Raw genomic sequence first — 26,068 nt, 5'->3', positions numbered from 1 at the left:
GGGGAAAGACAGCATGGTGAAGGAACAGGCGCACACCGTCCGCAGCTACGAGCAGCAGCTTGCGCAGTTGCGCGGGATGATGGTCTCCATGGGGCGGCTGGTTACCCAGCAGACCGAGCAGGCGGTTGCCGCCGTCGTCGAAGGCGATACCGAGGCCGGGCGCGCGGCGCAGGCGCTCGACCCGCAGGTGGACCAGCTTGAGCGCGATATCGAGACGCTGGCGATCCGCCTGCTGGCGCTGCGGGCGCCGATGGCGGGCGACCTGCGCGAGATCGTGGCGGCGATGAAGATTTCGGGCGACCTGGAGCGCATCGGCGACTGCGCCGCCAGCGTCGCCAAGCGCGCGCTCAAGGTCGAGGCCGTGCCGACCGATGTGCCGGCGGGCGCCCTGCGCAGCATGGGCCGGCTGGTGCAGGAGAATCTGCGCCGGGCGATTGATGCGCTGGACCAGCGCGACAGTGCGCGCGCGGTCGAGGTCTGGCAGTCGGACGCGGCGGTGGACGAGCTTTATACTGCCATGTTCCGCGAACTGGTGACGTACATGATGGAAGACCCGCGTACCATCCGGTCCTGCACGCATCTGCTGTTCATCGCCAAGAACCTGGAGCGGATCGGCGATCATGCCACCAACATCGCCGAGCGGGTCTATTACGCCGCCACGGGGGAGATGCTGCCGACGGAACGGCCGCGCGGCGGGGCTTCCGTCCGCTAGCGCACCAGCCGTGGCGTGCTTACATTTCGTAGCACGAAGGCCTGATTTCGAACCGGCTTTGCATGGCTAGATTTCCTGGTTGGACCGGGGGAGGCCCCGTGCCGGTTACGGAAATAAAGGCGCAACAGATGTTCAAGAAGACGATCCTGGCGGTGACGGTCATGGCGGGCCTGTCGGCGGCCGCGGCCCAGGTGCATGTGGCCCAGGCGCATGACATGCCGCCGCCCCCGCCCCCGGCTGGTCCTCGCATGCATGGCGGCTGGGGCATGCGCGGTGGCATGGAGGTGCTGGCCGGGCTGAATCTGACCCCGGCGCAGCACAAGCAGATCCACGCGATCATGCAGGCCGCGCGCCAGGGCAAGCGCGACGACTGGAAGCAGGAAGGCGCGCTGCATCAGCAGATCCGCGACCTGCTGCTGGCGCCGGGGCCGGTCGATCGGGCGAAGCTGGCATCGCTGACCCAGCAGATCGAAACCCTGCACCGGGCCAATATCGACCGCCGGCTGGATGTGGCGGTCAAGATCCATGACATCCTGACCCCGGCGCAGCTTGCCGATGCGAAGGCGCGCGAGGACAAGATCCGTGCGCTACGCGACCAGTTGGACGCACTGATGGCGCCGCCCCCGCCGCCGCCGGGCGAGGATGCGCCTGGGGACGGCGACGCGGAATAAGGCGCCCGCGTCACGACGATTCCTCCGGGGCGGCCGGCTGGCGGTGGCCCCGGAGCGGAATCGTTGACATGGGGAGGGGAGAGGGGTAAGCCTCCCCCGAAATCAGGACCGCCGCTTCGCGAGTGTTCGCGCAGTGGCGCGATATCTTTTGGGGTGAACGTCCTTTGTTCGAGGCGCTGTCAGGTAAGCTTTCCGGTGTGTTCGACGGCCTCGCCAAGCGCGGTGCGCTGTCCGAGGCCGATGTCGCCGAGGCGATGCGCGAAGTGCGCCTGGCGATGCTGGACGCAGACGTGGCCCTGTCGGTCGTCAAGGATTTCGTCAACAAGGTGCGTGAGCGCGCGGTGGGGCATGAGGTGCTGGACAGCATCTCGCCCGGTCAGGCCGTCGCCAAGATCGTCAATGACGCGCTGATCGACGCGCTGGGCGGTGCGGGCGCGGTTCCGCTGAACCTGAACGCGGTGCCGCCGGTGCCGATCCTGATGGTCGGTCTTCAGGGTTCGGGCAAGACCACGACTTCGGGCAAGATCGCCCTGCGGCTGGCGACCCGCGAGCGCAAGAAAGTGCTGCTGGCGAGCCTGGATACCCAGCGCCCCGCCGCCCAGTTGCAGTTGCAGCAGCTTGCCGAGCGCGCCGGCGTGCCCTCGCTGCCGATCGTGCCCGGCCAGACGCCGGTCGAGATCGCGCGGCGGGCGATGGATACCGGACGGCGCGAAGGCTTCGACGTCGTTATTCTCGATACCGCCGGCCGCCTGTCGATCGACGAGGCGCTGATGAACGAGGTGCGGGAGATCCGCGCCGAGACGTCGCCGGCCGAAACCCTGCTGGTCGTCGATGCGATGACCGGCCAGGATGCCGTGAACACCGCCCGTGCCTTCAACGAGGCCGTGGGCGTGACCGGCGTGGTCATGACCCGGATGGACGGCGATGCCCGTGGCGGCGCCGCGCTGTCGATGCGCGCCGTGACCGGCGCGCCGATCAAGCTGACCGGGTCGGGCGAGAAGCTGGACGCGCTGGAGGAGTTCCATCCCGAGCGCGTCGCCGGCCGTATCCTGGGGCTGGGCGACATCGCCGGCCTGGTGGAGAAGGCCGCCGACACCCTGGACCATGAAGAGAGCGAGAAACTCGCCCTCAAGATGATGCAGGGCAAGTTCGACCTGGACGACTATGCCGCGCAGATCCGCCAGATCGCGAAGATGGGCTCGCTGTCGGGGATTCTCGACATGCTGCCCGGCATGGGCAAGGTCAAGCAGGCGCTGGGCGACAAGGACCTGGATACCTCGGTCCTGAAGCGGCACCAGGCCATCATTTCGTCCATGACCCGGGCGGAGCGCAAGACGCCCGCCATCATCAAGGCGTCGCGCAAGAAGCGCATCGCCGCCGGGTCGGGCAGCACTGTTCAGGACGTCAACCGGCTGCTGAAGCAGTTCGATGACATGTCCACGATGATGAAGCGGATCAACAAGCTGGGCATGAAAGGTCTCATGCGCCAGGGGATGTCCGCTCTCATGCCCAAGGGGCCGAAACCGCCCGGCGGCCGTCCGTTCGGCTGACGCGATCGCGCAGACCGTTTCGTCCCTCTACCGCATTCCGCACGTTTTCATTTCGGAGAATTGCCTCAATGAGCCTGAAGATCCGCCTCGCCCGCGCCGGCGCGAAGAAGCGCCCCTACTACCACATCGTGGTGGCCGACAGCCGTTCGCCGCGCGATGGCCGTTTCGTCGAGAAGGTGGGCGCCTACAACCCGATGCTGCCGTCCGACCATGCCGACCGCATCCGTCTGACCAGCGAGCGCATCACGTACTGGCTGTCGCAGGGTGCGCTGCCGACCGACCGTGTCGCGCGCTTCCTGGGCAATGCCGGCCTGATCGCGAAGCCGGTCTACACCGAGCAGCCGAAGCAGTCCGCGCCGAAGAAGCGTGCGCAGGAGCGTGCCGCCGCTGCCGCCGCCGCTGCCGCCGCCACGGCCTGAGCCAACGGACGGATAGAGACACGGGCGGGCTGAACCGGTGGATCGCGATCGTATCCTGATGGGTGTGGTGGGGCGGCCGCATGGCGTGCGGGGGCTGGTGCGCGTGCACAGCTACGCCACTGTGCCGGAAGACCTGACCGCCTATGGAACGCTGACCGACGACCGGGGGCAGGTCTGGACCCTGCGCTGGCGTGGGGACGGCATTGCCGAACTGCGCGACGCGGCGGGGCAGGCCGTGGCCTCGCGGGAGGCCGCGCAGGCGCTGGTCAACCGCCGCCTGTATATCGCGCGGGCCAGCCTGCCGGAGCCGGATCAGGATGAGTTCTACTTCGCCGACCTGATCGGCCTGGCCGTCCACGAACAGGGTGGCAACGCCCTGGGGACGGTGCTGGTCGTCCATGATTACGGTGCCGGGGTCAGCCTGGAGATCGGCGGGGAGGGGCGTGCGTCCCTGATCCTGCCCTTTACCCAGGCCTGTTTCCCGGTGATCGACATCGCCGCCGGCCGGATCGAAGTGGTTCTGCCGGACGAGGTCGAGGTTCAGGGCGATCTGTCGCCGGAGGTGGGGGAGGTTTCCCCCGTCGTCGGAGAGGCGTCATGACCTGGCAGGCGACCGTCCTGACGCTGTTTCCCGGCATGTTTCCCGGTCCGCTCGGCCAGTCGCTGGCCGGACGGGCGCTGGAGGACGGGCTGTGGTCGCTCGATCTGCGCGACCTGCGGGACTATGGCCTGGGGCGGCACCGTACGGTGGACGACACGCCCTTCGGGGGCGGGGCCGGCATGGTCATGCGCCCGGATGTGGTGGCTGCCGCGATCCGCGACGTGACGGCCGGTGGGCGGCCGGTGATCTATCCGACGCCGCGCGGGCGGCACCTGCGTCAGGAGGACGTTCGTCGCCTGAGCGGCGGCCCCGGCGTGGTGGTGCTGTGCGGGCGCTACGAGGGGGTGGACGAGCGGGTGCTGGAGGCATGCGCCGTCGAGCAGGTCTCGATCGGCGACTATGTGCTCTCCGGCGGGGAGATGGCGGCCCTGGTGCTGCTGGATTCCTGCGTGCGGCTGATCCCCGGCGTCATGGGCTCGGATGCCAGCGGTGCGGAGGAGAGTTTCTCCGACGGGCTGCTGGAATATCCGCATTACACCAAGCCGGCGAGCTGGGAAGGGCGCGATGTGCCCGACATCCTGCTGTCCGGTCATCACGCCGCCATCGCACGCTGGCGGCAGACTGAATCCGAGACGGCGACCCAGGTCCGCCGGCCCGATCTCTGGGCCGCGTATCGCCGCCGCACCGGCCAAGACACGTCCGATCCGGTCAGCCCCGCGGCTGATCCCGACCGGCTGCACTGATTAGACTGTTTGAAACGAGGAACCCGACCATGAACATTATCCAGCAGTACGAGGCCGGTGAGATTGCCCGCCTCTCCGCCGAGCGCGCGGTCCCTGAATTCGGCCCCGGCGACACGGTCCGCGTGTCGGTCCGCGTCGTCGAAGGCGAGCGCAAGCGCGTCCAGGCCTATGAAGGCGTGGTGATCGCCCGTTCGAACAAGGGCCTGAACAGCAACTTCACCGTGCGCAAGATTTCGAACGGCGAAGGCGTGGAGCGTGTGTTCCCGCTCTATGCGCCCACGATCGCCGAGATCAAGGTCGTGCGTCGCGGTGCCGTGCGTCGTGCGAAGCTGTATTACCTGCGCGGCCGTCGCGGCAAGTCGGCGCGTATCGCCGAGCGCGCCCGCGAGACGGTGACGGCTACGGCCTGATCACCATCTGATACCGATGCGCCGCCCATGGCCTCGGCCGGTGGGTCGGCGCATCGTTCTGATTCTACGGGTTTCGTTCCTTCGCCGTCCGCGTGGTTTCGCGGGCGGCGGGGGCGTACCCCGCCATGCCGTTCCGAAGGGGAAGACCGATGGCCGCACGCACGCTGTTCGACAAGATCTGGGACAGTCATGTCGTGGAACGGCTCGAGGACGGCACGGCCATTCTCTATATCGACCGGCACCTCGTGCATGAGGTGACGAGCCCGCAGGCGTTCGAGGGGCTGCGCATGAGCGGCCGCCGCCTGCGCCGGCCCGATGCCACCATCGCCGTGGTGGACCATAACGTGCCGACCTCGGACCGGACCCTGCCGATCGAGGAGCCGGAAAGCCGCAACCAGATCGAGACGCTGGAGCGCAATGTGCGCGAATTCGGCGTGCCGTATTTTCCGCTTCTGTCCGAGCGCCAGGGCATCGTGCATGTGGTGGGGCCGGAGCAGGGGATTTCGCTGCCCGGCATGACCATCGTCTGCGGCGACAGCCACACCTCGACCCACGGTGCCATGGGCGCGCTGGCGTTCGGCATCGGCACGTCCGAAGTCGAGCATGTGATGGCGACGCAGACGCTGTTGCAGAAGCCGGCCCTGAACATGAAGGTAGTGGTCGAGGGGACGCTGGGCGCGGGCGTGACCGCCAAGGACGTGATGCTGGCGATTATCGGCACCATCGGCACCGCCGGCGGCACCGGCTATGTGATCGAGTTCGCGGGTTCGACCATTCGCGGGCTGGACATGGCCGGGCGGATGACGATCTGCAACATGTCGATCGAGGCCGGCGCGCGCGCCGGGCTGGTGGCGCCGGACGAGACGACGTTCGACTACGTGCGCGGCCGGCCCTTCGCCCCGCAGGGCGAGGCGTTCGAGCAGGCGGTGGCCTATTGGAAGACGCTGGCGGCCGACGAGGGTGCCCATTACGACAAGATCGTGGAATTGCGGGCCGAGGATATTCCGCCGGTCCTGACCTGGGGCACCAGCCCCGAGACGGTGATCCCGGTCTCCGGCACCGTGCCTGACCCGGCGGCGGAAAGCGACGAGGCGAAGCGGGCGCAGTTGCAGCGCATGCTGGACTATATGGGGCTGGAAGCCGGGCAGAAGATTGCCGGCGTGCCGGTCGATGTCGTCTTTATCGGTTCCTGCACCAATAGCCGGATCGAGGATCTGCGCTCGGCGGCCTCGATTGTCGCGGGGCGGCATGTGGCGCCGGGCGTGCGGGCCATGGTGGTGCCCGGGTCGGGCATCGTGAAGGCGCAGGCGGAGCGCGAGGGGCTGGACCGGGTCTTTCTCGATGCCGGTTTCGAATGGCGCGAGGCCGGGTGCTCGATGTGCCTGGGCATGAACCCCGACCGGCTGACGCCGGGGCAGCGCTGCGCCTCGACCTCTAACCGCAATTTCGAGGGGCGGCAGGGGCCGGGCGGGCGCACCCATCTGCTCTCGCCCGCGATGGCGGCGGCGGCGGCGGTGACGGGACATCTGACGGACGTGCGGGAGCTGATCTGAGCCATGGATAAATTCACCGTCCTGACCGCGATCGCGGCACCGCTGCCCGAAGCGAATATCGACACCGACAAGATCATCCCGGCGCGGTTTCTCAAGACCACCAAGCGCTCCGGCCTGGGCGTGCATGCGTTCGACGGCATGCGCTACAACGCGGATGGGTCGGAGAAGCCGGATTTCGTGCTGAATCGGGAGCCTTACCGCAAGGCCGGTATCCTGATTACCCATGACAATCTGGGGTGCGGTTCATCGCGCGAGCATGCGCCGTGGGCTTTGCTGGATTTCGGCATTCGCTGCGTGATCGCGCCGTCCTTCGCCGATATCTTCTTCAATAACTGCTTCAAGAACGGGATTCTGCCGATCCGTCTGCCGCGCGACATTTGCGATGCGCTGATGGACGATGCGCGGCTGGGTGCGAATGGCCGGCTGACGGTCGATCTGGCGCGCCAGGTGGTGGTGCGCCCCGATGGCCAGGAGATCGCGTTCGAGATCGATCCGCTGCGCAAGCATCTGCTGCTGGAGGGGCTGGACGATATCGGCCAGACCTTGCAGCACGAAGGCGCGATCAGCACGTTCGAGGCCGCACGCGGCCAGGCGCAGCCCTGGCAGACGCGGATCGTCATAGACTGAACGGGCCGACCGCGCGCACGCTCCGCCTCTTTGTCACCACAGGAACCGAGAAATGACCGTTACCAAGAAGCTCCTTGTCCTGCCCGGCGACGGGATCGGCCCCGAGGTGATGAACGAGGTCGCGCGCGTCGTGGCGTGGATGGGCCGGGCGCGCGGGATCGTCTTCGACATTTCCGAGGATCTGGTCGGCGGTGCGTCGCTGGCGGTGCATGGCGTGCCGATCCGTGACGAGGTGATCGTGGCCGCCCGCGCGGCGGATGCGGTGCTGTTCGGCTCGGTCGGCGACCCGAAATGGGCGTCGGTCGGTTTCGACCTGCGGCCGGAGGTCGCGATCCTGAAGCTGCGGCAGGAACTGGGGCTGTTCGCCAACCTGCGCCCCGCCAAGGTGTTCGATGCCCTGGTCGAGGCCAGCACGCTGAAGCCCGAAGTGGTCGCCGGGCTGGATATCATGATCGTGCGCGAATCGGTGGGGGGCATCTATTTCGGCACGCCGCGCGGCATCGAGACGCTGCCGGACGGCACGAAGCGCGGCATCAATACCGAAATCTATACCACGTCCGAGATCGAGCGTGTGGCGCGGGTGGCGTTCGACCTCGCGCGCCAGCGCGGCAACCGCGTCTGCTCGGTCGAGAAATGCAACGTGATGGAAAGCGGCCTGCTGTGGAAGGAGGTCGTGACCGCGCTGCATGCCCGCGAGTATGCGGATGTGGAACTGACCCACATGCTGGCCGACAATTGCGCCATGCAGCTTGTGCGCAATCCGCGCCAGTTCGACGTGATCGTGACCGGCAACCTGTTCGGCGACCTGCTCTCCGACCTGGCGTCGATGCTGACAGGAAGCCTGGGCATGCTGCCTTCGGCCACGCTGGGTGCGATGGACGCCAAGGGAAAGCGCCCGGCGCTGTATGAGCCGATCCATGGCAGCGCGCCCGATATCGCCGGCAAGGGGATCGCCAATCCGCTGGCGCAGATCCTCTCGTTCGCGATGCTGCTGCGCTATTCCTGCGCGATGGAGGCGGATGCCGCGCTGATCGAGCAGGCGGTGGCCAACGTGCTGGCCAGCGGGCTGCGCACCGCCGATATCATGAGCCCTGGCATGGCCCAGGTCGGCACGTCCGTGATGGGCGAGGCCGTGGTACGAGAACTGGACAAGCTGAACGGCTGATCCATTCCCGATCGACTCCCGGATCGGGAGGCGATCGGGCTTTCCATGGGCCTGGGCATCTGGAATGCTTCGGCCATGAGTTCGTTTCGAATCGTTATTGCTGGAGTCGCGATGCTGGCTGCCGTGCCGGCCGTCGCCTCATCCGTCCCGTCCTCCCACGCTTTATCGGAGGTGCGCGGTGCGGCCGCCCTGTCGTGGGTGGACCAGCAGAACCAGCGCACCTTCGCGGCGCTGGAGGCCGATCCGCGCTATCGCGGGTTTCATGATTCGGTGCTGCGAATCCGTCAGGACGCCCATCGTATCCCTGTGCCCGCCTTCCTGGGCGGGGCGATCTTCAATCTGTGGCAGGATGCGGCGCATCCGCGCGGGATCTGGCGCGACGCCACGCCGGAGAGCTTCCTGGCCGGGCAGCCGGCGTGGACCACGCGGCTGGATGTGGACGATCTGGCCCGGCGGGAGCATCGGGACTGGGTGTTTCAGGGGGCCGACTGTCTGGCGCCAGACGATTCGCCCTGCCTGATCCAGCTTTCGGAAGGGGGTGAGGACGCGACGACCCTGCGGGAATTCGCGCCCCTGTCTGGCGGGGGCGTGTCTGGCGGGTTCGTACCCGGCGGTTTCCTGCTGCCCCGTTCCAAGCAGGATGTGGCCTGGCAGGATCGCGACACGCTGCTGGTGGCGCGTGACTGGGGCGAGGGGGCGACCGGTGTTGCCGGCGGGGCGATGACCCGTTCGGGCTATCCGTTCGTGGTGCGCCGCCTGCGCCGGGGGCAGGCGCTGGACCAGGCCGTGGAGGTGATGCGCGGCCAGCGCGACGATGTGGCGGTGTCGCCGGTGGCGCTGTCTGACGGGGACGGGCATCGGCTGGTGCTGATCCGTCGTTCGGTCACGTTCTTCGAGGATCGGTACAGTCTGGTCACCGGGCAGGGGGCGCGGGCGCTCGATCTGCCCGCGCGCATGGATCTGCATGGCCTGCTGGCGGGGCGGCTGATCCTCTCGGCCAATCAGGATTGGGTGTCGGGCGGCGTGGCGGTTGCGGCCGGCAGCGTCATCGCCGTCGATCCGGATGGGCGCAAGCCGGTGCAGGTGCTGTTTGCGCCCGGTGCGCGGCAGGCGGTCGACGAGGTCGCGGTGACCGGGACCGGCGTGGTGATGACGGTGCTCGACTCGGTGCGTGGGCAGGGTTGGGTCTATCGGCCCGATGCGGCCGGCGGCTGGCATGGGGTACGGCTGGCGCTGCCCGACATGATGTCGGTCCATGTCATGGATGCCGACCACCGCTCGGGGCGGGCGTTTCTTTCGGTTTCGGGCTTCCTGACGCCCCAGCAGCTCTGGCTGGCCGACAGCACCGATGGCAGCGCGCGGAAGATCATGGAACTGCCGCCCCAGTTCGATACCGCCGGGCTGGTAGTCGGGCAGGAATGGGCGATTTCGACCGACGGGACGCGCATTCCCTATTTTATCGTGCATCGGGCGGATATGCGCCGCGATGGCAGGAATCCGACGCTGCTTACCGCCTATGGCGGGTTCCAGGTTTCCTCGCTGCCTGACTATGACCCGGTGGTGGGGCGGCTGTGGCTGGACCGGGGCGGGGTTTATGTGGTGGCCAATATCCGGGGTGGCGGCGAGTTCGGGCCGGCCTGGCATGAGGCCGGACGGACGACCGGGCGGCAGCATGTCTTCGACGATTTCGCCGCCGTGGCGCGCGACCTGATCGCCCGGAAGGTGACCGTGCCCGCGCATCTGGGGATTCGCGGGCGTTCGAACGGCGGCCTGCTGATGGGGGTGGAACTGACCCAGCACCCCGATCTGTGGGGAGCGGTGATCGTCGGCGTGCCGCTGCTGGACATGGAGCATTTCGAGACCATGGCCGCCGGGGCCTCGTGGGTCGGGGAATATGGCAGCATGAGCGTGCCGGCGCAGCGGGCGTTCCTGGAGAGGATCTCGCCGTTGCGGGCGCTGCGCCCCGGTGTGCGCTATCCCGAGCCGTTTATCTTCACCTCGACGCTCGATGACCGGGTGGGGCCGGTGCATGCGCGCCTGTTCGCCGCGCGGTTGCAGACGCTGGGGGTGCCGTTCCTGTATTACGAGGATACCGAGGGTGGGCATTCCGGGACGGTGAATGCCGAGGAAGTGGCACGCGAGCGCGCGCTGGAGGCGGTGTATCTGAGCCGACTGATGAATCCGGGCCGCTGAGAATCCGATTTCCGGCACGCGGGGATGATCGTCGCCTTCGGGGTGGCATCGTAAAATCCCGTGTGATATCCTGCCGGTGGCGTGTAGCAACGCTTTTTGCATTGAGGCGGCCCCTCTGTCGGGTGGCCTGCCGAATATAACACCCGGATCTATGTCCAGCGGTGAATGGGGTAACCTGTTCATCGTAATGGAAATAGGCAGGGCGTGCCTATGCCTCATGCAAACACGTTGCTACCCGCCCGACGCCAGGAGCGGCCGGGGAAGCATGCCCGTTTCCGTTACGCTGTCGTTGCAAGCGAATGCGATCGGGATGGGTTCTTGATGCAGGACGATCCAGGCGAAGCGGTCATGACGGTACTTGCGATGGCTTCGGCCATGGTGCGGACCTATCGTGAGGATACGCTTGGCGCGGTGCGGCGCCATATCACGCGATGCCTGGAAGAGAATCTGATCGAGGATGTGGAATTCTGGCTGCGGGTGCGCAATCAGGTCGAGCTTCTGCAATGGGAAAAGACCAGTGGGGGGCGTGACCGCAAGCGGGCGCCGGCCGCGCACGGACGACCGGGTGAGGAGGTCGTGCTTGAGGCGTGGCTGAAAGATGTGTTGAGCCGCATGGCGGCCTCGGTGCTGGACGAGCCGATTCCGGAGGCGCTGCTGCGATTGATCGGGCCGCCGGTCCCGGAACGCGACCCTGGGTGACGGATAAATCTGGGGCCGGGCGGGAAACCGGAAAACGGGCATGAAAAAAGCCGGCCCCCGAAGGAGGCCGGCTTTTTCATGGGATCGACGCCAGGTGGCGGATCAGAACCCTTCGCGCTCCAGACGCTTGCGCTCCATCTTGCGGGCGCGGCGCACGGCCTCGGCAGCCTCGCGCGCCTTGCGCTCGGAGGGCTTTTCGTAGTGGCGACGCAGCTTCATCTCACGGAAGATGCCTTCACGCTGCATCTTCTTCTTGAGTGCCTTGAGAGCCTGGTCGACATTGTTGTCGCGAACGAGAACCTGCACTGGGTCGCTTACTCCTGTTTGTGGCTGCCTTGGGGTGAACCACGAAAACCATGGATGGGTTACCGCCCAAGGCCCGGCCCTGCATGCGATTCCCGAATGGCGCGGAGCTATAACATGGGCTCCGCGCCAAATACAAATCATTCCGCCCGTTTCCTGCCGGCTTTCGGCGGACTATTTTACAGGCCCGCCGTGCGCCTGGCGCGGGGGTGGATGATTTCGGGCGGCCACGCCGGCAGGACGAAGGACAGATTATCGTGACCTTGCTCAAGATCGCCCGGATGGGCCATCCCGTGCTGTTGCGTCGCGCCGACGACGTACCGGACCCCGCCGCGCCGGAGATCGGTCGGCTGATCGACGACATGATCGAGACGATGGAGGATGCGCGCGGGGCCGGGCTGGCCGCGCCGCAGGTGCATGTTTCGCTGCGGCTGTTCGTCTATCGCGTGCCGGCGGAGCGCAGCGCGGGGGAGGATGATCCGCCGCGCGGAGCCAGCGTGCTGATCAACCCCGTGCTGCGGCCGGTCGGTGACGAGATGGTGTTGCGGCCCGAGGGGTGCCTGTCGATTCCCGGCCTGCGGGGCATGGTGCCGCGCCATGTGCGCGTTGCCTATTCGGGCCTTGATCGGGACGGTGCGCCGGTGGAAGGCGTGGCGACGGGTTTTCTGGCTAATGTGTTGCAACATGAATACGATCACCTGGACGGCATTCTTTATCCGATGCGGATGAAGGATCTGGGCCAGATGGGATTCGACGAGGAAATCGGGCGCTACGGGGTGCGGACATGAACGGGATTGGGGCGGTCGCGGGGCTCGCGGGCCGGCTGGCCGGGTGCGCTCTCGCCTGTGGCGTGGCGGCGCGGCCGGAACGCAGTCTGGCGCGGGACGAGGCGGTGTGCCGGCTGGGGGCCGTGGCCGGCGAGCGTGGCTGGGGGGTGGATGTGCTGCGCGAGGTCGCCGGCCCGGATGCAGACCTGCTGTTTCCCGGCGGCTCCGCCGAACTGGTCGAGGCGTGGTTCGACCTGTCCGACCGGATCATGATCGATGCCGCGCGGGGGTTAGACGAGCCACGTCTGGGACGGCGGGTAAGGGCGGTCATCCTGTTGCGGCTGGGGGCGGTGACGCCGGATCGGGACGCGGTGCGGCGGGCGCTGGCGGTTCTGCTCGCGCCCGGCCATGCGGGGCTGCTGGCACGGGTCATGGCGCGGACGGTGGATGCGATCTGGGAGGCGGCCGGGGACCATGCGACCGGGATCACCCGGCAGACCAAGCGGATGAGCCTCGGCACGATCTATGCGCAGGTGCTGCTGTTCTGGCTGGCGCGGGGAGAGGACAGCGCGGCGGTGGCGGCTTTCCTGGACCGGCGACTGGCCGGCGTGGTGCGTCTGGGGCGGGCGAAGCAGGCGCTGCTGGCGCGCCTGCGGCCCGGACGGGCGCAGGCCGCGTGAGCGAACAGAAAGCGCCGGGCCGGTGGCAGGGGGCTGGCGCCGGGCTGCTGTTTCTCCGCGAGGAGGAGATGCGGCAGGCGCAGGAACTGATGATGCTGGCCTGGCGGGATTTCGGCGGGGTGGTCGATCCGGTGCTGGAATCGCTGGGGCTGGGGCGTGCCCACCACCGGATATTGCAGCTTGTGGGCCATCATCCCGGTATCGCCGTCGGTGCGCTGATCGACCTGCTGGGCATTACCAAGCAGAGCCTTGGCCGCGCGCTGACCGACCTTCAGGCACGGGGCTATGTGGTGCAGGAGGTGGGGCGGCAGGACCGACGGCTGCGCCTGCTGTCGCTGACCGAGAGCGGGGCGGCGGTGGAGCGGCAGCTTTTCGACCTTCAGCGCGAGAAGCTGATGGGGGTGTACCGCGATGTGGGCGCCGCCGCGATCGACGGATTCCGGCGCGTCGTGCTGGGGCTGATGGACGACCGGACGCGCGGTGTGCTTGAGGACGTGGCCACGGCGGCGGAACGGGCGCATCGTGGCGGCGCATGAGAGGCCGTTTGGAAAACGCCGATGGTGAGCGCAGGCCGCCGCCCGCGGGGCTTTTCAAACAGCCTCTGAGCCGGGACGGACGATGATGGGACTAGACGGGCGAGACAACGGCGTGCGCGACGGATCGGTGGTGGGCGCGCATATTCTGGTGGTGGATGACGACCCGCGCCTGCGGCGCCTGCTGCAACGCTACCTGACCGAACATGGCTTTCGCATCAGCGCGGCGTCTTCGGCCGCCGAGGCGCGGCAGGTGCTGGGCTTCATGCAGCCCGACGCGATGGTGCTGGACGTGACCATGCCGGGCGAGACCGGGCTGGCGCTGACCCGCGCCCTGCGGCAGGAGGGGCAGGACCTGCCGATCCTGCTGCTGACCGCGCGCGGCGAGCCCGAGGACCGGATCGACGGGCTGGAGGCGGGCGCGGACGATTATCTCGGCAAGCCGTTCGAGCCGCGCGAACTGCTGCTGCGGCTGAAGGCACATCTGCGGCGATTCGCCCCGCCCGCGCCCTCGGACAATCTGCGGGTGGTGCGGCTGGGTGGGCTGGAGTTCGACCCGGCGCGCGGCCTGCTGTCGGGGCCTGACGGCAGCGTACACCTGACCGGCGGGGAAGTCGCGCTGCTGAATGCGCTGGCGCGCCGCCCCAACGAGATCCTGGCCCGTGACGAGATCGCCCGCCTGCTGGACATGGAGGAAATCGGCGAACGCGCGGTGGACGTGCAAGTGACGCGCCTGCGTCGCCGGATCGAGCCGGACCCGCGCGAGCCGCGTTTTCTCCAGACCGTGCGGGGCAAGGGATATGTGCTGAAGCCGGGCATGTGACGGCGGGCGGGAAGGGGACCAGCCATGGCGGAGGGTGACGGACCGGGTGCGCCGACGCGGCTTCGCGCCATGGCGGGGTTCTATCGCCGGATGGATCGGCCCGTGCGCCGGGTCCTGCCGCGCTCGCTGCTGGGGCGGATGCTGCTGATCGTGCTGATCCCGCTGCTGGTCACGCAGGGGATCTCGCTGGAGCTGTTCTACGGCAATTATCTCAAGGTCGTGTCGCGCCGCATGTCGGGTGCGGTGGCGGCGGATATCGTCCTGACGCTGGACCTGCTGAAGCGGTATCACGCGCCTGGCGACCGGGTCTGGATCATGAATCAGGCCAGGGTGCGCACTCAACTGGACATGGACTGGGACCCCGGACAGCGCCTGTCGCGCACGGGCTCGACCCATGTGCTCGGGCCGATGGACGAAGATCTGGCCGATGCGCTGAACGCTTCGATCGGCCGTCCGTTCTTCGTCGACTGGGTCGGCGATCCGCAGACCGTGCATATCCGGATCCAGATGTCCGACGGGGTGCTCGATGTGGGGGCGCCGCGCAAGCGGCTGGCGGTGGCGCCTATCTGGCTGTTCGTGGCCTGGGTGGTGGGTAGTACGTTCCTGCTGTTCCTGATCGCCAGCCTGTTCATGCGCAACCAGATCCGCGCGATCCGCCGTCTGGCGCGGGCGGCCGAACTGTTCGGGCTGGGGCGCGATACCGGACCCATCCACCCCGAGGGCGCGCAGGAGGTGCGCAAGGCGGCCGTGGCGTTCAACCGCATGCAGGAGCGTATTTTCCGGTTCGTGGCGCAGCGCACGGCGATGCTGGCGGGCGTTTCGCACGATCTGCGGACGCCGCTGACCCGCCTGCGCCTGTCGCTGGCGATGATCCCGCCCCAGGGCACCATCGACGCCGCGCAGTTTCATGCCGAGGTGACCGACATGGTTGGCGACGTGGCGGAAATGGAGGGCATGATCGAAAGCTACCTCTCCTTCGCCAGAGGGGAGGGGGCGGAGACGCCGGTCCTGGTCGATATGGGCCAGATGCTGGACGAGGTGGCATCCGCCTTTCGGCGGGCGGGTGGAACCGTGCTGTCCATCTCGGTGCCTCGGCCGGTCGAGGCCGTTCTGCGGCCGGGCGCGATTCGCCGCGTGATGGACAATCTGTTGCAGAACGCGCGGCGGCATGGCGCGCGCGTGGCCCTGAGCGCCAGCCAGGACGAGCGGGGGGTGGTGATCTGCGTCGATGACGACGGGCCGGGCATTCCGCGCGACCGGATGGAGGCGGTCTTCCGGCCGTTCGAGAGCGGGCTGGATGGCGGGACCGGGCTGGGCCTGACCATCGCGCGTGACATCGTGCGCGCGCATGGCGGCGACATCGCGCTCCGGCAGAGCCGGCTGGGTGGCTTGCAGGTCCGGATCGTCTTGCCGGCTTAGAGGGAGAAGGCGCGCATGTGGGGAAGCGACCCTGACGCGCGGGCAGGGTCGCTTTGCAGGCAGCCCCTTTTACGGGAGGGTGTTACCCGAGCCGGCATGGCCCGGACCGCTGTTGGAACTCATCGGGCCGCTGCTGCCGCCGAATGTGCTGTTCATGTTGCTCAGCGGGTTGTAGCGGCCGACATTGCCCAGGATCTGTTGCAGGATGTTGATCTTGGTGCCCGGAGTTGGCGTGGCACCGGGGGCCATGCTGGTGGGCCGCGCGTCGCTCTTGTCGAGGGTGCGCAGGTTCTGCAGCACGCCCTTGTCGTCGAAATTCAGCACCACAACGTTCTGCGAGCGGATGCTCGGGAAATCCATGGGCGCCGGCACCGTGCGCATGGAGATGTAGATCCATGTGTTGTCGTCGAACGTGGCGTGGGTGGTGGGCGAACCCAGCAGGTCCATCGCTTCGGCGCGGGTGCTGACGCCGGGCTTGAGCTGCTTGTAGTCGTCCGCCTCGATCAGCGAGCCGCGCTGTCCGGGGCGGGGCGAGAAGAGCGAGCAGCCGGACAGCAGCAGGCTGAATCCCACGATCGCGCAAGGAAGAAGACGCCCGATGGGGCGGATGGTCGTGTCCGAAGATGACCGCATGGCCTGTGGGGCGTCCTGATCCGGGGAAAACTCTTCCGTCCGGTGCCCGATTGGGGTGGCGAAGTCAATTCTTCATCGCCATACAGGGAACATTATCAGCATGAGGCGGGCGGATTTGCCGGGTCGCCGCCGGGCGGGAGCAGGACAGGATGAAGACGGAATTTTCCCGCAGGCTCGCGGTTGGACGAATCGGGGCGGCGGGCCGGGAGATGGAGATCGAGGCCGACGCGGCCGAGCGTGCCGCGCTGGCGCGCCGTTTCGGCCTGCCGGCGATCCATGCGCTCTCCTGCCGTTATCGCCTGACGCTGGGCCGGCGGGACGAGGTTCTGGCCGAAGGCTGGATGACGGCCGAGGTGGAGCAGGAATGCGTGCTGACGGCCGAGCCGTTCGTGAGCGTGCTGACCACGGAGATCGTCGCGCGGCTGGTGCCGGCGGAGCGGTTTCGCGAGGATGAGGAACTGGACCCCGAGGCGGTGGACGAGATCCCGTATGAGAACGATACGATCGATCTGGGCGAACTGACGGCCGAGGAACTGTCGCTGGCGCTCGATCCCTATCCGCGTCGGCCGGGGGCCATGCTGCCCGACGAGATCGGGCATGTGGATGTGCCGCCGACGAATCCGGAAGGAGCGGAGGACGCGGAAGAAGGCCGTCCTTCACCGTTTGCGGGGCTGGCGGCCCTGCGGAAGGATGATACATAGAGGGATGCCGGGGGCGGGGTGGTGAGAAGATGCCTTGCGAATGGGCTTTCTTCCTGCTAGAGGCGCCCCCTCATTATTGATAACTGATCGGGCTCCAGCCGGACCCGGTTAAGATCTCAGATCGGAGGGGCCCGGGCCCATGGCTGTACCCAAAAGAAAAACCTCACCGTCCCGTCGCGGCATGCGCCGCAGCCACGAGGCGCTGAGCGTGCAGGCACATGCCGAATGCGCGAATTGCGGCGAGCTGAAGCGCCCGCACCATGTCTGCAGCCATTGCGGCCATTATGACGGCCGTGAGGTCGTTGCGGCCGGCAAGACGCTGAAGACCGCCGTCCGGGCCTGACCGGCGGCGCATGGCTGCGCGGACGCGATGACATGGCCCGTCAGGTGGCGGGCCATGCTTTCTTGCGACACGATTCCGTGACGACCTTGCGAATTTGGTGTTCACCCGGCAGAAGGCAGGCATGAGCGAGACAGGTTCCTCTTTTTCCGGGGCTGAGCCCTTCACGCTGGCGGTTGACGGCATGGGGGGGGACGGCGGTCCGGAAGTTGTGGTGGCCGGCCTGGCGATTGCTGCCGACAGGCACCCCGGCACACGGGTTCTGCTGATCGGCGACGAGCGCCGCCTGACCGAGACGCTGGCCCGCCACCCCAAGGCGGCCGCGATCTGCACGGTGCGCCCGGCGGGTAGCGCCATTTCCATGGACATGAAGCCGACGGCCGCGCTGCGCGTGCGCGATTCGTCGATGCGGCTGGCGATGGATGCCGTGGCGCAGGGCGAGGCCCTGGGCGTGGTGTCGGCCGGCAACAGCGGCGCGATGCTGGCGCTGGCCAAGATTGTCATCAAGACCCTTCCCGGTGTCTCCCGTCCCGCCATGGCGGCGATCAGCCCGACGCTGAAGGGCGATGTCGTGATGCTGGACCTGGGTGCGAATGTCGCCTGCGACGCGCGCAACCTCGTTGAATTCGCGGTGATGGGCGAAGCCTTCGCCAAGGCGGTGCTGGGTTTGCCCGCGCCGACCATCGGCCTGCTGAATGTCGGGTCGGAGGAAGTGAAGGGTGACGAGAAGCTGCGTCAGGCGGCCGAGATTCTGCGCAACAGCGCCCTGAGCGCGCAGTTCCGTGGATTTGTCGAAGGGCATGATATTACCGCCGGCACGACCGATGTGGTGGTGACGGACGGATTTACCGGCAATGTCGCGCTGAAGACCGGCGAGGGCGCGCTGAAGATGGCGTTCGTGCTGCTGCGGCAGGTCTTCCGGTCGGGCCTGCTGGCCAAGCTGGGCTACCTGCTGGTGCGGCCCGGCCTGGAGCGCATGCGCGAGTGGCTGGACCCGCGACGCTATAACGGCGCCGTATTCGTCGGCCTCAATGGTGTTGTGGTCAAATCGCATGGCGGGACCGATGCGGAAGGCTTTGCATCGGCGGTGGATGTTGCCATGGATATGGTATCGCACCGGTTCAATGAAAGCATAAGGGAACAGATCTCCCGACTGGAGACGCTGTCCGTCATGCGTCCGGGCGTGGAAAAGGAACAGCCGGCGGTCGCAGCCGTAAGCTGACCCGCTCCGCAGGGGCGGTGCGTCTCCACGGGGGCGAAGCCGGGCTTGGAATGATGGGAATGATGGCGAGACGTTCGCTGATGGTCGGGTTTGGCGGGTACCTGCCGGATCGGATCGTGACCAATGACGAGCTGGCGGCTCGCCTCGAAACTTCGGACGAATGGATCCGAGCCCGTACCGGGATCGGCCAGCGGCACATCGCCGGGCCTGGCGACACCGCCGTGAGCATGGCGGCGGCGGCGGCGGCGCGGGCGCTGGACTATGCCGGCGTGGCGGCGGCCGATGTGGGCGCGGTCATCGTCGCCACCAGCACGCCGGACCAGGCCTTTCCGGCCACCGCCGTTCGCGTGCAGGCCGAGCTTGGGATGCGGGGCGGCTTCGGCTTCGATATCGCCGCCGCCTGTTCGGGCTTCGTCTATGCCCTGACCGTGGCCGACTCGCTGATTCGCAGCGGCCAGACGGATTCGGTGCTCGTGATCGGCAGCGAAGTCTATTCGCGCATTCTCGACTGGTCGGATCGCGGCACCTGCGTGCTGTTCGGCGATGGCGCCGGGGCCGTGCTGCTGACGGCCGGCGATGCCGCGCAGCCCGCCGGCATTCTCTCCACACACCTGCATTCGGACGGCACGACGGGCGACCTGCTGTATGTCGATGGAGCCGTGGGGCTGCGCGAGCAGTCCGGCTTCCTGCGCATGCAGGGGCGCGACGTGTTTCGCCATGCTGTGGCCAAGCTTTCGTCTTCGGTGGACGAGGTGCTGCAGGCCAACGGGCTGACCTATGCCGATGTGTCCTGGCTGGTGCCGCATCAGGCCAATCTGCGGATTATCGAGGCGGTGGCCCGCAAGCTGGAACTGCCGCCCGAGCGCGTGGTGGTGACCGTGGACAAGCATGCCAATACCTCGGCCGCGTCGATCCCGCTGGCGATGAACGAGGCCGTGCGTGACGGCCGTATCCGCAAGGGAGACCTGGTGCTGATGGAAGCGCTGGGTGGCGGGCTGACCTGGGGTTCGGCGCTGGCGCGCATATGAGCGCGGGCGCCCGATCGGCCGGAGACGGTTTTTCGCGGGCTTGCGGTGACTTGCCAGACACCGAACGTGAAAAAAGAGTGCGGGTTAACGCATTGAATTGACGTGTCCTCGTCGCATGCCATAGCTTTGCACCATGAGCACCGTGACCCGCGCCAGTCTGGCAGAGCATATTTACAGTCAGGTCGGACTCTCCCGAAACGAGTCGGCCGACCTTCTCGAACACGTTCTCGAGCGCGTGGCGAAGGAGCTTGAGGGCGGGAATACCGTTAAAATCAGTGGATTCGGGACGTTCTCCGTCCGTCAGAAGGGGCGCCGCACCGGGCGCAACCCCAAGACGGGCGTCGAGGTGCCGATCCTGCCGCGATCGGTCCTGGTCTTCCGGCCCAGCCAGCTTCTGCGGGCGCGGGTCAATGGCCGGCAGGTCGAGGGCATCGAGGATGACGGTGAATGAACGCGCTCAACGCGGGGCAGGAAGACTGGCCGGATTCCGGCATGCCGGAGCCGGGCGAGGCCGCCGACCCGCATGTGCTTGATGACGCGGCGGCTGCCGGCCGCCTGAAGAAGGCGCCCCATGCGTTCCGCACCATCAGCGAGGTCGCGGACGAACTGCATGTGCCGCAGCATGTGCTGCGCTTCTGGGAGACCCGGTTCAGCCAGGTCCGCCCGCTGAAGCGGGGCGGCGGCCGGCGCTACTATCGCCCCGACGATATCGAATTGCTGCGGCGGATTTCGGACCTGCTGTATGTGCAGGGTTATACCATCAAGGGCGTGCAGCGGATGCTGCGTGAAGGCGGCGATGCCGTGGCACCTTCCGGCGAGAGCCCGGTCGAGGTGGTGCGGGAAGCCGAGCTGATCGCGCCCGATTCGCCTGTTCCGGTCGAGACGCTGGGTGGTGATGTCGCGGCCGGGATATCCGTGCCCGAGATATCTGCACCTGAGATGCCCGAGTCTGTGATGGACGCGCCAGTGGTGGATGCCCCAGTGGTCGATGAGCCTGTGGTGGATAGGCCGGGCGACGGTGGAATCGTGGTGGAAAGCGTGATCGAGTCCGTGACGGTGGTGGCGGTAGAGGTGGAGGCCGAATCGCCTGCGCCGCCTGCTGCGATTCCGCATGAGGAAACAGCCGCAGCGGCCTCGGAAATCGCGCGAATCCATCGTGAGAACCTGATCCTGAAGGATAGCCTGCGCGGGATTCTGGTCGAATTGCAGGCCCTCAGACGGCTGATTCCGGTCTGAACCGGATTTGCTGCCAGATTGGTGGCACTCATGGGTTGCGGAGGATGGCGCACGCTGCTACACGGCGTGTCGTCGCAGACGGTCGGGCAGTAGCGCAGCCTGGTAGCGCATCAGTCTGGGGGACTGGGGGTCGTGGGTTCGAATCCCGCCTGCCCGATATTCCCGTCTGCGACCATTTCCCTTGAAAAGAGAGAACACCACCGGCCGGATTGAATCGGCTCCGGTGGTTTGACGTTGGCCGGTTCAGCCGAGGCTTCTGTCCGGCAGGTCGTCCATGTCCTCGCGCTCGCTGCGCGTGGGGTCCTGGAGGCGGTCGCGGGTCCAGTTGCGCCAGATCAGGTGCAGGACGGACATGATGGCCGGCCCGATGAACAGGCCCAGAAGGCTCCAGCTTTCCACCCCGCCGAGAATGCTGACCAGCACCCACAGGAAGGGCATCTGGGTCGAGCCGCCGATCAGTGCGGGCCGCACGAAATGGTCGGCGATGAAGATCACGGCCATGCCCAGGCAGAAGATCACCACGGCGGCGATGACGGTACCCTTCACCAGCAGCGCCAGCGCCACCAGCGTGACCGCCACGACGGCGCAGAACGGGATCATGGCCGCCACGGCGGTGAAGACGCCGAACAGGAACGGGTGCTGCGCGCCCGCGATCAGGTAGGCGACGCCCATCAGCGCGCCTTCGCCCAGCCCCACCAGCACCAGACCGGCGACCGTGCCGTGGATCGAGGCCACGATCTGTTCGGCGATGGTCTCGCCCCGCTTGCCGAAGGCCCGGCGGGACACCACCAGGCATTGCCGGGTGATGGTGTCGCCGTCCTTCAGCAGGAAGAACAGGGTGAGGATGGTGAAGATGAACAGCAGGCCGCGATGGAAGACCTGTGTCCCGACCTGCTGCGTCATGCGCATGCTGCGGCCGATATTGAAGGAATGCAGCAGTTCCGACACGTCGTCGGGGTCCTGTAGATGCTGCTGCCACCAGTTGGTGATGGCCGAGGCGCCGGCGGGCAGGCGGCGGAGCCAGCCCGGCACCGGCACGCCCGTGTGGCGCGCGATGTCGGCCCAGCTCAGCACGCCCTGGGCCTCCCGCCCCGCTTCCAGCGCGAAGAGGCCCATCGGGATCAGGAAGATCAGGGCGATCGCCGTGGTGAACAGCAGCGGCAGGATGACGCTGCCGGGCCGGATCTTCCAGCGGTTGCGCACCGCGATATAGGGCGGCCAGGCCGCGATGGCGAAGATGACGCCCCAGATCAGCGACGGCAGGAACCCCCGCACCGTATAGAGCCCCAGCAGGACGAAGGAGGTGGCCAGCAGGCCGCGCGCGATGCGCTGCACCTTGTGGCGTTCGCGCATCTGGCGGAACGGCGACCGGTCCATAAGGGGGACGATCGCGGGGCTGCCGTTGTCCGTCATCATGATCCTTTGCTCGGGCGTCACAGCAGGTTCGTGCCATCCGCCGCCCAGATGGCGAACGCCTGAATCAGTGCGGCTTCCTTCAGGGCGTCGAAACGGCCCGAGGCGCCGCCATGGCCGGCTTCCATGTTGATGCGCAGCATGATCGGCCGGTCCGACAACGTGTGGTCGCGCAGGCGGGCGACCCATTTCGCCGGTTCCCAATAGGTCACGCGCGGGTCCGACAGGCCGCCGATGGCGAGGATGGCGGGATAGGGGCGCGGACCGACCTGTTCGTAGGCGGCGTAGCTGGCGATCAGGTCGTAGGCGTCCGGGTCTTCCAGCGGGTTGCCCCATTCCGGCCATTCGGGCGGCGTCAGGGGCAGGCTGGTGTCGGACATGGTGTTGAGTTCGTCCACGAAGGGCACCACCGCCACGATGCCCGCGAACAGGTCGGGGCGCATGTTGGCGATCGCCCCCATGACCATGCCGCCGGCCGAGCGACCGTCGCTGACGATTCTGCCGGCACGGGTGAAGCCGGTGGCGGCCAGATGTTCGGCGCAGGCGATGAAATCGGTAAAGCTGTTGGGCTTGTTGCGTCCGCGCCCGCCGAGGAACCAGTTCCAGCCTTTTTCCGATCCGCCGCGCACATGGGCGATAGCGTAGAACCAGCCCCGATCGACCAGACTGAAAACGCCGGTGGAGAAGGTGGGCTCGATCGTATGGCCGTAGGACCCGTAGCCGTAGAGCAGCAATGGGGCGGAGCCGTCGCGCGGCGTGTCGTGCCGTCCCAGCACGGTGACCGGCACCTCGGTGCCGTCAGGGGCGGTGGCGGTGAGGCGCCAGCAGCGATAATGCGCGGGGTCGTGACCCGACGGGACCTCCTGGCTTTTGAGCAGATGGCGGGTCCGCGTCCGCATGTCGTAGGCGTACCATTGCCGGGGCGTGGTCGGGGACTGGTAGACGTAGCGCAGTTCGGTCGTGTCGTATTCGTAGGAGCCCGAGAAGGACAGCACGTAGGCTTCCTCGTCGGAGGACAGCACATGCTCTGCCCCGTCGGCGGGGCGGATCACCAGGGCCGTGTTGGCGTCGCGGCGTTCGCGCCAGACCAGATGCCCGGCGAAGGCTACGCACTCGGTGATGTAGCGGCCGGGCTCATGGGGTACCAGGTCGCGCCAGTTTTCCCGTGACAGGGCCGTGTCGGGCGTTTCCATCAGCTTGAAATCGACCGCATCGTCGGCGTTGGTGAGAATCGCGAACCGGTCGCCCCAGTGGCTGAGCGTGTAGAGGACGCCGCTGCGGCGTGGCTCGACGCAGACGGGTGCGGCCTCGGGGCGGCTGCCGGGGATCAGCCAGGATTCCGATGTGTCCTGATTGGCGGCGGAAATGACGATCCAGCCTCCGGAGCGGCTGGCCTCGACCCCGATGAAGAAGCCGGGATCGGCTTCCTGATAGACCAGCACATCGTCGGCGGTGCCGATGCGGCGGCGATAGATCTGCGTCGGGCGGCCATGCGCGTCGCGCCAGGTCCAGAACAGATAGTGCGCGTCGGGCGAGAAGGTGAAATTGCCGCTGCAATTCTCGACCGCCGGCCCGACCGGCGCGCCGCTGGCGATGTCGCGGATGATGACGCGATAGACTTCCGAGCCCTGGCTGTCTTCCGCATGGGCGAACAGGCGGTGGTCGGGGCTGTGGGTCGCGGTGGCGACGGCGAAATAGTCGTGGCCCTGTGCCGCGTGCTCGACATCCAGCAGGATGGTCTCGTCATCCGGTCGGCCGGCCGGATGGCGGGCGTAAATGGGGTGCTGGGCGCCGCTATTGTAGCGCATGTAATAGCGCCAGGGACCGTGCGGCAGGACGGGGTAGGTTTCGTCTTCGCGGATGCGGCCGCGCATCTCGGCGACGATGGTGGCCTGCAAGGCTTCGGTCGGCGCCAGGGTGGCGGCGGTATAGGCGTTTTCGGCCCGCAGATGGATGGCGATGTCCGCGCGCAGCACCGATGGGTCGCGCAGGACGGCCTGCCAGTTCTCGTCCTTCATCCAGCCATATTCGTCGACGCGCGTGCGGCCGAGCTGGGTGATCGTCTGGGGCTCCTTGCGGGCGACCGGGGCGGTGGTCATCGTCTCTCTCCATCGCTGTCCGACCGGAAGCCGGGACCAGCCGCGAGCATACAAGACCGCCTGTGGAAGGGACAGAGGGGGAGCGACACGGGGTGTGACCGCACATGACCGCGCCTGGTGGGCGGTTTTCAGAAGGCCTGGCAGCCTGTGCGAATGACCAGCCCGACGGATTGCTGCTGGAAGTCGCGGCGGTATTCCGCGCGGATGGCGTCCAGCCGGGTGGTCAGGTCCGGGGCGTCGGGCTGGGTGGCGATCCAGACGATGCGCGAAGGTTCGGTGGTGACCTGCTGACTGGCGCGGTCGCGCCACTGGCCGCCGGCCTGAAACACGCTGAGCCCGTCGGGGAAGCGCGGGGTGACCGCGCGGCGCAGGAAAGCCTGCCACTCCGCGTCGGTGATCGGCCGGCCGTCCGGGCGGGTCAGGCCGAACAGCAGCGAGACCTCGATGCCGCGATGGGCGCCGAATCGTTCGCAGGCCAGGCTTGCGGGCGTCGCGCGATCAGGCGGGGCCGGGGTACAGGCGGCCAGCAGGCATGCCGCTGCCAGAACGTGCGCTGCCCTGTGCATCAGGCGAAGGCCGGATTGTCCAGCCCGCACAGGCCCGTGCGCAGGCGCCGGCCGTCGGGACTGTCCGGGTCGATGAGGCCATGGCGGAGGAACAGGTCGATCAGCACCAGATTGACGTTGAATTTGAAATCGTCGCCCGCCCGCACGATCCGCCAGGCTTCTTGCAGGGGCATCAGCGAGAAGGACTCGACCTCGCCATCAGTGGGGACGGGGACGAAATCGGGCGGCAGATCGAGGTCGTAGCAATGCAGCACGTCGCGGCGCAGGCCCTCGGGCCGCTCCATGGCGTAGCGGATGCGGCCGGAGGGTGTGGCCTGGGCGATCAGGGCAGGGGGGATGCCGGCTTCCTCGGCCGCTTCCTTCTCCAGCGCCTGCCGGGGCGTGTGGCCGGCGGGGATGCCGCCGGCGACGAGGTGGTCGAGCTTGCCGGGGTCCAGGCGCTTGTTCATGGCGCGGCGGCCGATCCACAGATGCAGGCCGTCCGGGCGGCGGACCAGCCCGTTCATATGCACGCCGTGGGCAATCAGCCCGAACAGTGGCAGCGCCCCGCGGTCGATGCGCGCGACGGGCGGCGCGTCGGCCGTGGGGGCGACATCGAACAGTTCGTGGTGGGAGCGGTAGAGCCCGTCGGCGGCCAGGGTTTCGCCGAGTGCTTCCAGCCGGGTCGGGTCGTCCAGCACCAGTGCTGAGTCCTGCCGGCGCAGGCCGCGCCGTTCCAGTTCGGGCACCAGGGCGGGCGCGAGCCAGCCGGCCGGGGACGTTCCAAGGCGGAAGGCGGTGCGGTCGCCGGGCAGGCGTGCGGTGTTGCAGGAATCGAGATGCCGGATGAAGGGGGCGGCGTCCGCTGACATGCGCGTCTGCTCCTTGTGCGTGGGCTTGGCATACCGGGTGGGGCAAGGTGTGACAATCCTGCCGCGCCTGCCGCCGGACAGGGGTTGGCGGTTTGCAAATGAGCCCTCGCA

At 67.6% G+C, this 26,068-nt stretch carries 29 protein-coding genes and 1 tRNA gene; 24 read left to right on the top strand and 6 right to left on the bottom strand.

Annotated features, from left to right (window positions below):
• Nucleotides 1-13 precede the first annotated feature (13 nt).
• From phoU to ABF821_RS06235, 12 genes are all read left to right on the top strand, one after another.
• The gene (gene phoU, locus ABF821_RS06290; RefSeq protein WP_182974146.1) at nt 14-712 is read left to right on the top strand and encodes a phosphate signaling complex protein PhoU; all 699 of its coding nucleotides are present in this window, start codon (nt 14-16) and stop codon (nt 710-712) included.
• Between the two features lie 128 nt (nt 713-840).
• The gene (locus ABF821_RS06285) at nt 841-1,383 is read left to right on the top strand and encodes a Spy/CpxP family protein refolding chaperone (protein ID WP_415529420.1); all 543 of its coding nucleotides are present in this window, start codon (nt 841-843) and stop codon (nt 1,381-1,383) included.
• 164 nt (nt 1,384-1,547) lie between these two features.
• Nucleotides 1,548-2,933, top strand: coding sequence for a signal recognition particle protein (gene ffh / locus ABF821_RS06280; RefSeq protein ID WP_114729443.1), 1,386 nt, complete (start codon nt 1,548-1,550; stop codon nt 2,931-2,933).
• 68 nt (nt 2,934-3,001) lie between these two features.
• A complete protein-coding gene (gene rpsP, locus ABF821_RS06275) occupies nt 3,002-3,352 on the top strand; it encodes a 30S ribosomal protein S16 (RefSeq protein WP_114729421.1) in 351 nt (116 codons plus the stop codon).
• A gap of 37 nt (nt 3,353-3,389) precedes the next feature.
• A complete protein-coding gene (gene rimM, locus ABF821_RS06270) occupies nt 3,390-3,953 on the top strand; it encodes a ribosome maturation factor RimM (RefSeq protein WP_415529419.1) in 564 nt (187 codons plus the stop codon).
• Nucleotides 3,950-4,696: a tRNA (guanosine(37)-N1)-methyltransferase TrmD gene (gene trmD / locus ABF821_RS06265; protein ID WP_415529418.1), complete on the top strand. Its 747-nt coding sequence runs from the start codon at nt 3,950-3,952 to the stop codon at nt 4,694-4,696. Before rimM ends, trmD begins: the two co-directional genes overlap by 4 nt.
• A gap of 29 nt (nt 4,697-4,725) precedes the next feature.
• Complete coding sequence (gene rplS, locus ABF821_RS06260; protein WP_114729415.1) at nt 4,726-5,106, top strand: 50S ribosomal protein L19; 381 nt, start codon at nt 4,726-4,728, stop codon at nt 5,104-5,106.
• A 149-nt stretch (nt 5,107-5,255) separates the two neighbouring features.
• Nucleotides 5,256-6,659, top strand: a complete 1,404-nt coding sequence (leuC, locus tag ABF821_RS06255) for a 3-isopropylmalate dehydratase large subunit (RefSeq protein WP_415529417.1) — start codon at nt 5,256-5,258, stop codon at nt 6,657-6,659.
• Between the two features lie 3 nt (nt 6,660-6,662).
• The gene (leuD, locus tag ABF821_RS06250; RefSeq protein WP_415529416.1) at nt 6,663-7,286 is read left to right on the top strand and encodes a 3-isopropylmalate dehydratase small subunit; all 624 of its coding nucleotides are present in this window, start codon (nt 6,663-6,665) and stop codon (nt 7,284-7,286) included.
• Nucleotides 7,287-7,338: 52 nt separating this feature from the next.
• Nucleotides 7,339-8,451, top strand: coding sequence for a 3-isopropylmalate dehydrogenase (gene leuB, locus ABF821_RS06245; RefSeq protein ID WP_415529415.1), 1,113 nt, complete (start codon nt 7,339-7,341; stop codon nt 8,449-8,451).
• Between the two features lie 75 nt (nt 8,452-8,526).
• Nucleotides 8,527-10,644, top strand: coding sequence for a prolyl oligopeptidase family serine peptidase (locus ABF821_RS06240; RefSeq protein ID WP_415529414.1), 2,118 nt, complete (start codon nt 8,527-8,529; stop codon nt 10,642-10,644).
• 321 nt (nt 10,645-10,965) lie between these two features.
• On the top strand, nt 10,966-11,343 hold the full coding sequence (locus ABF821_RS06235) for a hypothetical protein (protein WP_182974139.1): 378 nt from the start codon (nt 10,966-10,968) through the stop codon (nt 11,341-11,343).
• A gap of 102 nt (nt 11,344-11,445) precedes the next feature.
• On the opposite strand, the gene rpsU is transcribed toward ABF821_RS06235, so the two are convergent.
• Complete coding sequence (gene rpsU / locus ABF821_RS06230; protein WP_010506446.1) at nt 11,446-11,649, bottom strand: 30S ribosomal protein S21; 204 nt, start codon at nt 11,647-11,649, stop codon at nt 11,446-11,448.
• 254 nt (nt 11,650-11,903) lie between these two features.
• Between rpsU and def the strand changes: the two genes are divergently transcribed.
• The 5 genes from def (at nt 11,904) to ABF821_RS06205 (ending at nt 15,868) form a co-directional block, all read left to right on the top strand.
• Nucleotides 11,904-12,434 carry a peptide deformylase gene (gene def, locus ABF821_RS06225; RefSeq protein WP_182974138.1) on the top strand — a complete coding sequence of 177 codons (531 nt, stop codon included), beginning with the start codon at nt 11,904-11,906 and terminating at the stop codon, nt 12,432-12,434.
• Nucleotides 12,431-13,093, top strand: coding sequence for a rpsU-divergently transcribed protein (locus ABF821_RS06220; RefSeq protein WP_415529413.1), 663 nt, complete (start codon nt 12,431-12,433; stop codon nt 13,091-13,093). Before def ends, ABF821_RS06220 begins: the two co-directional genes overlap by 4 nt.
• Before the next feature lie 68 nt (nt 13,094-13,161).
• Nucleotides 13,162-13,629: a MarR family winged helix-turn-helix transcriptional regulator gene (locus tag ABF821_RS06215; RefSeq protein WP_182974157.1), complete on the top strand. Its 468-nt coding sequence runs from the start codon at nt 13,162-13,164 to the stop codon at nt 13,627-13,629.
• Nucleotides 13,630-13,714: 85 nt separating this feature from the next.
• The gene (locus ABF821_RS06210; protein ID WP_182974156.1) at nt 13,715-14,449 is read left to right on the top strand and encodes a response regulator; all 735 of its coding nucleotides are present in this window, start codon (nt 13,715-13,717) and stop codon (nt 14,447-14,449) included.
• A gap of 24 nt (nt 14,450-14,473) precedes the next feature.
• On the top strand, nt 14,474-15,868 hold the full coding sequence (locus ABF821_RS06205; RefSeq protein ID WP_415529412.1) for an ATP-binding protein: 1,395 nt from the start codon (nt 14,474-14,476) through the stop codon (nt 15,866-15,868).
• 69 nt (nt 15,869-15,937) lie between these two features.
• On the opposite strand, the gene ABF821_RS06200 is transcribed toward ABF821_RS06205, so the two are convergent.
• Nucleotides 15,938-16,501: an outer membrane protein assembly factor BamE gene (locus tag ABF821_RS06200; RefSeq protein WP_182974136.1), complete on the bottom strand. Its 564-nt coding sequence runs from the start codon at nt 16,499-16,501 to the stop codon at nt 15,938-15,940.
• A 149-nt stretch (nt 16,502-16,650) separates the two neighbouring features.
• Here ABF821_RS06200 and ABF821_RS06195 point away from each other — a divergent pair, with 149 nt between their 5' ends.
• The 7 genes from ABF821_RS06195 (at nt 16,651) to ABF821_RS06165 (ending at nt 21,185) form a co-directional block, all read left to right on the top strand.
• Complete coding sequence (locus ABF821_RS06195; RefSeq protein ID WP_183009916.1) at nt 16,651-17,202, top strand: YceD family protein; 552 nt, start codon at nt 16,651-16,653, stop codon at nt 17,200-17,202.
• Between the two features lie 139 nt (nt 17,203-17,341).
• The gene (rpmF, locus tag ABF821_RS06190) at nt 17,342-17,545 is read left to right on the top strand and encodes a 50S ribosomal protein L32 (protein WP_012554867.1); all 204 of its coding nucleotides are present in this window, start codon (nt 17,342-17,344) and stop codon (nt 17,543-17,545) included.
• A 121-nt stretch (nt 17,546-17,666) separates the two neighbouring features.
• Complete coding sequence (gene plsX, locus ABF821_RS06185) at nt 17,667-18,764, top strand: phosphate acyltransferase PlsX (protein WP_182974134.1); 1,098 nt, start codon at nt 17,667-17,669, stop codon at nt 18,762-18,764.
• A gap of 59 nt (nt 18,765-18,823) precedes the next feature.
• A complete protein-coding gene (locus tag ABF821_RS06180) occupies nt 18,824-19,792 on the top strand; it encodes a beta-ketoacyl-ACP synthase III (protein WP_182974133.1) in 969 nt (322 codons plus the stop codon).
• 133 nt (nt 19,793-19,925) lie between these two features.
• Entirely contained in the window at nt 19,926-20,243 is a 318-nt protein-coding gene (locus tag ABF821_RS06175) for an integration host factor subunit alpha (RefSeq protein ID WP_114729380.1), read from the top strand.
• The gene (locus tag ABF821_RS06170) at nt 20,240-21,028 is read left to right on the top strand and encodes a MerR family transcriptional regulator (RefSeq protein ID WP_415529411.1); all 789 of its coding nucleotides are present in this window, start codon (nt 20,240-20,242) and stop codon (nt 21,026-21,028) included. Before ABF821_RS06175 ends, ABF821_RS06170 begins: the two co-directional genes overlap by 4 nt.
• An 83-nt stretch (nt 21,029-21,111) precedes the next feature.
• Nucleotides 21,112-21,185 (top strand) — tRNA-Pro (locus ABF821_RS06165).
• Nucleotides 21,186-21,271: 86 nt separating this feature from the next.
• Here ABF821_RS06165 and ABF821_RS06160 read toward each other — a convergent pair.
• The 4 genes from ABF821_RS06160 to ABF821_RS06145 form a co-directional block, all read right to left on the bottom strand.
• The gene (locus tag ABF821_RS06160; protein ID WP_415529421.1) at nt 21,272-22,441 is read right to left on the bottom strand and encodes an AI-2E family transporter; all 1,170 of its coding nucleotides are present in this window, start codon (nt 22,439-22,441) and stop codon (nt 21,272-21,274) included.
• Nucleotides 22,442-22,461: 20 nt separating this feature from the next.
• The gene (locus ABF821_RS06155; protein WP_415529410.1) at nt 22,462-24,540 is read right to left on the bottom strand and encodes a S9 family peptidase; all 2,079 of its coding nucleotides are present in this window, start codon (nt 24,538-24,540) and stop codon (nt 22,462-22,464) included.
• 128 nt (nt 24,541-24,668) lie between these two features.
• Nucleotides 24,669-25,106 (bottom strand): DUF3574 domain-containing protein, encoded by a 438-nt coding sequence (locus ABF821_RS06150; protein WP_415529409.1) that lies wholly within the window; start codon nt 25,104-25,106, stop codon nt 24,669-24,671.
• Nucleotides 25,106-25,957 (bottom strand): NUDIX domain-containing protein, encoded by an 852-nt coding sequence (locus ABF821_RS06145; protein ID WP_415529408.1) that lies wholly within the window; start codon nt 25,955-25,957, stop codon nt 25,106-25,108. Before ABF821_RS06145 ends, ABF821_RS06150 begins: the two co-directional genes overlap by 1 nt.
• Nucleotides 25,958-26,068 lie beyond the last annotated feature (111 nt).

It is taken from the genome of Gluconacetobacter sp., assembly GCF_047721585.1.
GTDB lineage: Bacteria > Pseudomonadota > Alphaproteobacteria > Acetobacterales > Acetobacteraceae > Gluconacetobacter > Gluconacetobacter dulcium.
This window is presented reverse-complemented; position numbering and strand designations above follow the sequence as displayed.

What these genes read in the sequence shown, in the direction of transcription:
- phoU (WP_182974146.1), top strand. Translation starts at nt 14, where the DNA reads ATGGTGAAGGAACAGGCGCACACCGTCCGCAGCTACGAGCAGCAGCTT.
- ABF821_RS06285 (WP_415529420.1), top strand. Translation starts at nt 841, where the DNA reads ATGTTCAAGAAGACGATCCTGGCGGTGACGGTCATGGCGGGCCTGTCG.
- rpsP (WP_114729421.1), top strand. Translation starts at nt 3,002, where the DNA reads ATGAGCCTGAAGATCCGCCTCGCCCGCGCCGGCGCGAAGAAGCGCCCC.
- trmD (WP_415529418.1), top strand. Translation starts at nt 3,950, where the DNA reads ATGACCTGGCAGGCGACCGTCCTGACGCTGTTTCCCGGCATGTTTCCC.
- rplS (WP_114729415.1), top strand. Translation starts at nt 4,726, where the DNA reads ATGAACATTATCCAGCAGTACGAGGCCGGTGAGATTGCCCGCCTCTCC.
- leuC (WP_415529417.1), top strand. Translation starts at nt 5,256, where the DNA reads ATGGCCGCACGCACGCTGTTCGACAAGATCTGGGACAGTCATGTCGTG.
- leuD (WP_415529416.1), top strand. Translation starts at nt 6,663, where the DNA reads ATGGATAAATTCACCGTCCTGACCGCGATCGCGGCACCGCTGCCCGAA.
- leuB (WP_415529415.1), top strand. Translation starts at nt 7,339, where the DNA reads ATGACCGTTACCAAGAAGCTCCTTGTCCTGCCCGGCGACGGGATCGGC.
- ABF821_RS06240 (WP_415529414.1), top strand. Translation starts at nt 8,527, where the DNA reads ATGAGTTCGTTTCGAATCGTTATTGCTGGAGTCGCGATGCTGGCTGCC.
- ABF821_RS06235 (WP_182974139.1), top strand. Translation starts at nt 10,966, where the DNA reads ATGCAGGACGATCCAGGCGAAGCGGTCATGACGGTACTTGCGATGGCT.
- ABF821_RS06220 (WP_415529413.1), top strand. Translation starts at nt 12,431, where the DNA reads ATGAACGGGATTGGGGCGGTCGCGGGGCTCGCGGGCCGGCTGGCCGGG.
- ABF821_RS06215 (WP_182974157.1), top strand. Translation starts at nt 13,162, where the DNA reads ATGCGGCAGGCGCAGGAACTGATGATGCTGGCCTGGCGGGATTTCGGC.
- ABF821_RS06210 (WP_182974156.1), top strand. Translation starts at nt 13,715, where the DNA reads ATGGGACTAGACGGGCGAGACAACGGCGTGCGCGACGGATCGGTGGTG.
- ABF821_RS06205 (WP_415529412.1), top strand. Translation starts at nt 14,474, where the DNA reads ATGGCGGAGGGTGACGGACCGGGTGCGCCGACGCGGCTTCGCGCCATG.
- ABF821_RS06200 (WP_182974136.1), bottom strand. Translation starts at nt 16,501, where the DNA reads ATGCGGTCATCTTCGGACACGACCATCCGCCCCATCGGGCGTCTTCTT.
- ABF821_RS06195 (WP_183009916.1), top strand. Translation starts at nt 16,651, where the DNA reads ATGAAGACGGAATTTTCCCGCAGGCTCGCGGTTGGACGAATCGGGGCG.
- rpmF (WP_012554867.1), top strand. Translation starts at nt 17,342, where the DNA reads ATGGCTGTACCCAAAAGAAAAACCTCACCGTCCCGTCGCGGCATGCGC.
- plsX (WP_182974134.1), top strand. Translation starts at nt 17,667, where the DNA reads ATGAGCGAGACAGGTTCCTCTTTTTCCGGGGCTGAGCCCTTCACGCTG.
- ABF821_RS06180 (WP_182974133.1), top strand. Translation starts at nt 18,824, where the DNA reads ATGATGGCGAGACGTTCGCTGATGGTCGGGTTTGGCGGGTACCTGCCG.
- ABF821_RS06175 (WP_114729380.1), top strand. Translation starts at nt 19,926, where the DNA reads ATGAGCACCGTGACCCGCGCCAGTCTGGCAGAGCATATTTACAGTCAG.
- ABF821_RS06170 (WP_415529411.1), top strand. Translation starts at nt 20,240, where the DNA reads ATGAACGCGCTCAACGCGGGGCAGGAAGACTGGCCGGATTCCGGCATG.
- ABF821_RS06160 (WP_415529421.1), bottom strand. Translation starts at nt 22,441, where the DNA reads ATGACGGACAACGGCAGCCCCGCGATCGTCCCCCTTATGGACCGGTCG.
- ABF821_RS06155 (WP_415529410.1), bottom strand. Translation starts at nt 24,540, where the DNA reads ATGACCACCGCCCCGGTCGCCCGCAAGGAGCCCCAGACGATCACCCAG.
- ABF821_RS06150 (WP_415529409.1), bottom strand. Translation starts at nt 25,106, where the DNA reads ATGCACAGGGCAGCGCACGTTCTGGCAGCGGCATGCCTGCTGGCCGCC.
- ABF821_RS06145 (WP_415529408.1), bottom strand. Translation starts at nt 25,957, where the DNA reads ATGTCAGCGGACGCCGCCCCCTTCATCCGGCATCTCGATTCCTGCAAC.